The following is a 4,342-nucleotide window of genomic DNA, read 5'->3' on the forward strand; positions in this document are numbered from 1 at the left end:
GGGCGCCGACGACCGGGGCCATCCCGGTCGACGACACCCGCCTCGCGCCGTGGGCCCTGCTCGCCGCGATCGTGGCGCTCGGAGCATCGTTCTTCGTCGGCTGGGGGATCCCCGTCGCGGTCGTCGCGGTGATCGCCGCGATCATGTCGCTGCGTCGTCCGCTCGAGAGCCGTTCCATCGCGCTGTGGGCGCTCGTGCTGGGCCTCTGCGCGACCGCGTACAGCCTGGGCTGGTTGGTCTGGGCAGGCATGCAGTTCGAGAAGCTCGGCTGACCGGATGCTCGAGCCGGAGGAGTCGGAGGAGCTGCGTTCCTTGCAGGCGCGGGCGTATGGTCGCGATTCCTCGCTGACATCGGCCGAAGCCGAACGCCTCCGCGAGCTGGAGGACCTCAGGCTCGCACCGGTCGCCGAGGCTGCACCCGCCGCACACCCGGGTGAAGTGGAGCGGAGCGCCGCCGCCGAGCCCGATACCGCGGTCGCCGTCTCCGAAGCCGCGCCCGCCGACGAGGGCCGAGTGTCCGCGGGGGAAGACGCGGCAGACGACGCGGTCGACGCCCTCTCGCCCGCATCGTCGTCCTGGCGCTCCCTGTTCTCGCTGCTCCGCACGCGCTGGCGGCCGGTCGCCCTGGTGGCCGTCGCGGTGCTCGCGATCGGGGTGGGGGTCGGCTGGCTCGCGTTCGGCCGATCCGGAGCCGCGGCGGTGGAGCTGACCGCCGACCAGCAGGGATGGCAGAACGATCTCGTCGCGGCCGGCGTGTACGATCCCGGTTCGATCCGCGCGCTCAGCGTCGAGGAGGACGTGGTCATCTGGACGGCGACGAAGGACACGAAGGAGCGCACCTGCCTGATCCTCGGCACGAGTGAGGCGACGGTTCCGTCCTGTGACCGTACGGAGATGATCGCCGAAACCGGGATCTACGGCTCGATCTCGGTCAAGGGTCACAAGGGCCTGCAGCGCGAGGTCAGCGCGCAGATGCTGTTCACCGCATCGGGCGAACCCGCTGTCGCGGTGAGCGTCTACGACTACGACCCGACGGAGAGCGGCATCACCTACGCGAACGAGGCCGAATCGGAGACGGCGGCCCGGTTGGCGGAGAACGGCTTCGACGCCGGCTCGCTCTGGGTCGTCGGCTACGACGGCGACGTGCCGATCTGGACGGCCTCGCAGACCGAGTCGCAGAACCAGTGCCTCATCTACGACGGATCGACCGATGAGGCTCCGGTCACCTGCGCCGACCCGCAGACCATGCAGGAGCAGGCCTCGAGCCTCGTGCTCAACGTCGTCGACACGGAGACGGGCGGCGTGACGCACCTGGAGATGATGTCGAATCGGGGGCCCGGGTATCTGACCATCACCCGGGAGGGAGATGCCTCGGGTGCCGTCGGAGACTGAGGCCGAAGAGTTGCGGGCACTGCAGCGGAAGGCCTACGGCCGAGGAGGGCTGCTGACCGCAACGGAATCGCAGCGGCTGCGCGCGCTCGAGGATTCGCGTCGCTCGCACGCCGCGGCCGCGTCCCCGGAGCGGTCGGAGGCCGGCCACGGTACCGACGGCGGCGGATCCATGAGGCGGGACCAGACGGAACCGGCGATCGGGCCCGTCGACGAAGCATTCGCTGCGAACACGGCCTCTGAGGCGGCCGAGGTTCCCTCCGCAGCGCTCACGCAGCGTGCTCCGGATGCGCAGGCATCGCCGACGCCGCAGCCGACGCCCCCGACCCCGGCTCGAGGCTCGATGCGCCGGCAGGTGGTGGCGACGCTGGTCGCCGTGTCCGCCGTCCTGCTCGCGCTCGGCGTCGGCATCGGCTGGGGGCTGTTCGCGCCGCGAGCCGGCGGCATCCCGCTGACGGCGGAGCAGCAGCAGCGCCTCGGAGAGCTGGTCACCGAGGCGTTCGATCCCGGTTCGGTCCGCGCGGTCGCGCAGGATGGTGATGCCCTCGTCTGGTACGCGACGAAAGACGAGGGATCGGCCGCCTGCCTGGTCCTCGACGTCGGCGTGCAGTCGCAGACGAACTGTCTCGCCGCGGAGGAGTCGGAGCGCGGACTGTCGGCGTCATTGTCGCTCCCGGGGGAGACGGGCTCCGACATCATCCAGGCCACGATGCTCCTTTCGACAGCGGGGGAGCCGCTGGTCGCGATCCAACGGTGGGGCGGGGTCGATTCGCTCCTGGCCCAGTTCCCCGAAGACGTGCGCGACCGGGCGGAATCACTGACGACGGAGGGGTTCGAGCTCGGTCTCTCGCTCGTCGGTGTCTTCCGGGACGCGCCGGTGTGGCTGGGGGATCGGCTGTCGGAACAGGGCGCCACCGAGCGGTGCCTGATCGTGGATGCCGCCGGGCCGGTCGTCTGCAAGGGCTTCGAGACCGCGTTCGCGGAGGGCCTCACTGTGAAACTCGAGACCGTCGACCCCTCGGGTGCGCGGGTCGCGACCGCGGCGTTGGACCTGCAGTTCACGAACCAGCAGACGCCGTACCTGACTGTCTCCGTCGACTCCGCAGCGCCCGATGGCGTGGACGAGGTGTCCGATGCGGTGGATGACCCCTTGATGATCCAGCTGTCGCCGGGCGGGCGGATCGAGCTCCAGGACCCGGGCGACGACGGCTGACCCCGGCGGGGCGGGTCGCGATCAGCTCGCGGCCGGAACCCGATCGGCGAGGATCGCCCGCCGCTGATCTCCGATGCGCGCGAGGATCAGCGTGGCCTCCTGATCACCGCGCAGCGTGAGCTTCTTCCGGAACGCCGCAGGGTCGATGTCGACACCGCGCTTCTTGATCTCGATGCGACCGACGCCGTGCGCCTTGAGAGCGGCGTTGATCGCCTTGGGGTTGGCGGGCAGGGTCTCCCGCACGCGGAACGACTGCACGAACGGGCTCGTCAGCGCGGCATCCGAGGTGAGATAGGCGATGTGCTCGTCGAGCATCCCGGCATCGAGGCTCCGGGCCACATCGCCGATCAGGCGGGCGCGGATCACGGCGCCGTCCGGCTCGTGCACGAAGGCGCCGAGCTCGCGCACGGGCTCATCGGCCACGTCGGCCGGTGCGGTCATCTCGTGCGATCGGTCGCCGCGGATCACGAGCGCCGAGCGTCGCACGCCTTCTCGGGCGAGGGCGCCGCTCCACACGACGAGCTCGACGACGCTGCCGTCGGCGCTCACCCACTGCGCCTCGGCGTCGGCAGGAAGGGCGTCGCGGTCGTGCGCGGGGCCGAGCTTGATGCCCGTCGGCATGCGCGCCGCGACGTCGAAGGCCCAGTCCAGCGAGGGGGAGTAGTCGTCTGCAGAGACGCGGCGGGTCTCGCTATGCCCGGAGGTGCGCCGGGCGGGATCCATCCAGATCGCGCGCGCGTCCGAAGCCTCCGAGCCCTCGAAGGCGTCCTCCGCCGTGCTGTGCCGAACCACCGCGCCCTCTCCGAAGGGCGCGAGGTTGTAGGCCGCGATGGCGGCGGTGACCTCGTCGGCATCGACGGCGAGCACATCGAGTCCGGCTCCGGCGAACGCGAGGGCGTCGCCGCCGATACCGCAACCGAGGTCGGCCACGGTGGTGAACCCCGCGCTGCGGATCCGCTGGGCGTGCCGTGCGGCCACACCGAGCCGCGTCGCCTGCTCGAGCCCGGCTCGGGTGAACAGCATCCGCGCGGCGAAGGGGCCGAACTTCGCCGACGCCTTGGACCGCAGGTGCGCCTGGCCGACCACCGCCGAGACCAGCTCGGGGGAGTGCCCGGCGGCACGCAGCCGTGACACGGCGCGGGCGACGTCGGCGGTCGACCCGATCGTCCCGACCGCGTCGAGCAGTTCGAGACCGGCGGGGGTCAGCAGGGCACGCAGCTCGGACATCTCCACGTCCTCAGCCTAATTCCCGCTCGCATCACTGAATCACGGCGTGCGTTGGCACTCGCATTGCATGAGTGCCAGCCCAGCGCATAGACTGGATTAGCACTCTCGGGTTGAGAGTGCGAACAAGTCTTTCGTGTCAGTGTCAAGAAAGAAGAGGTAGACCGTGTCGGTTTCCATCAAGCCGCTCGAAGACCGCATCGTCATCCAGCAGGTCGAGGCCGAGCAGACCACCGCGAGTGGCCTGGTCATCCCCGACACCGCCAAGGAGAAGCCCCAGGAGGGCGAGGTCGTGGCCGTCGGCCCCGGCCGCATCGACGACAACGGCAACCGCGTTCCGATCGACGTCGCTGTCGGCGACCGTGTCCTGTACAGCAAGTACGGCGGCACCGAGGTCAAGTTCGGCGCAGACGAGTACCTCGTCCTGTCCGCTCGCGACGTCCTGGCGGTCGTCGTCCGCTGATCTGCGGAACCGGGTTCCGCCCCTCTCGAAGAGGTGGTGCCCAGGTCCTCGAA

General features: G+C 70.5%; 4 protein-coding genes and 1 pseudogene. 4 read left to right on the forward strand and 1 reads right to left on the reverse strand.

Annotated features, from left to right (window positions below; translation table 11 throughout):
• The 3 genes and pseudogenes from ACNPM4_RS19385 to ACNPM4_RS19395 form a co-directional block, all read left to right on the forward strand.
• Positions 1-272 (forward strand): annotated as a pseudogene (locus tag ACNPM4_RS19385) (hypothetical protein); the annotation flags it as partial.
• A 4-nt stretch (positions 273-276) separates the two neighbouring features.
• Complete coding sequence (locus ACNPM4_RS19390; RefSeq protein ID WP_448986856.1) at positions 277-1,392, forward strand: hypothetical protein; 1,116 nt, start codon at positions 277-279, stop codon at positions 1,390-1,392.
• Positions 1,376-2,602 (forward strand): hypothetical protein, encoded by a 1,227-nt coding sequence (locus ACNPM4_RS19395; protein WP_448986857.1) that lies wholly within the window; start codon positions 1,376-1,378, stop codon positions 2,600-2,602. Before ACNPM4_RS19390 ends, ACNPM4_RS19395 begins: the two co-directional genes overlap by 17 nt.
• Before the next feature lie 21 nt (positions 2,603-2,623).
• On the opposite strand, the gene ACNPM4_RS19400 is transcribed toward ACNPM4_RS19395, so the two are convergent.
• Complete coding sequence (locus ACNPM4_RS19400) at positions 2,624-3,835, reverse strand: class I SAM-dependent methyltransferase (RefSeq protein WP_448986858.1); 1,212 nt, start codon at positions 3,833-3,835, stop codon at positions 2,624-2,626.
• 157 nt (positions 3,836-3,992) lie between these two features.
• Here ACNPM4_RS19400 and groES point away from each other — a divergent pair, with 157 nt between their 5' ends.
• A complete protein-coding gene (gene groES / locus ACNPM4_RS19405) occupies positions 3,993-4,289 on the forward strand; it encodes a co-chaperone GroES (protein ID WP_028502311.1) in 297 nt (98 codons plus the stop codon).
• The last annotated feature ends 53 nt before the right edge of the window (positions 4,290-4,342 follow it).

This window comes from Microbacterium umsixpiens (genome assembly GCF_053543675.1).

Bases quoted from the DNA above. Each gene is read 5' to 3' on its own strand.
- ACNPM4_RS19390 (WP_448986856.1), top strand. From the start codon at position 277: ATGCTCGAGCCGGAGGAGTCGGAGGAGCTGCGTTCCTTGCAGGCGCGG.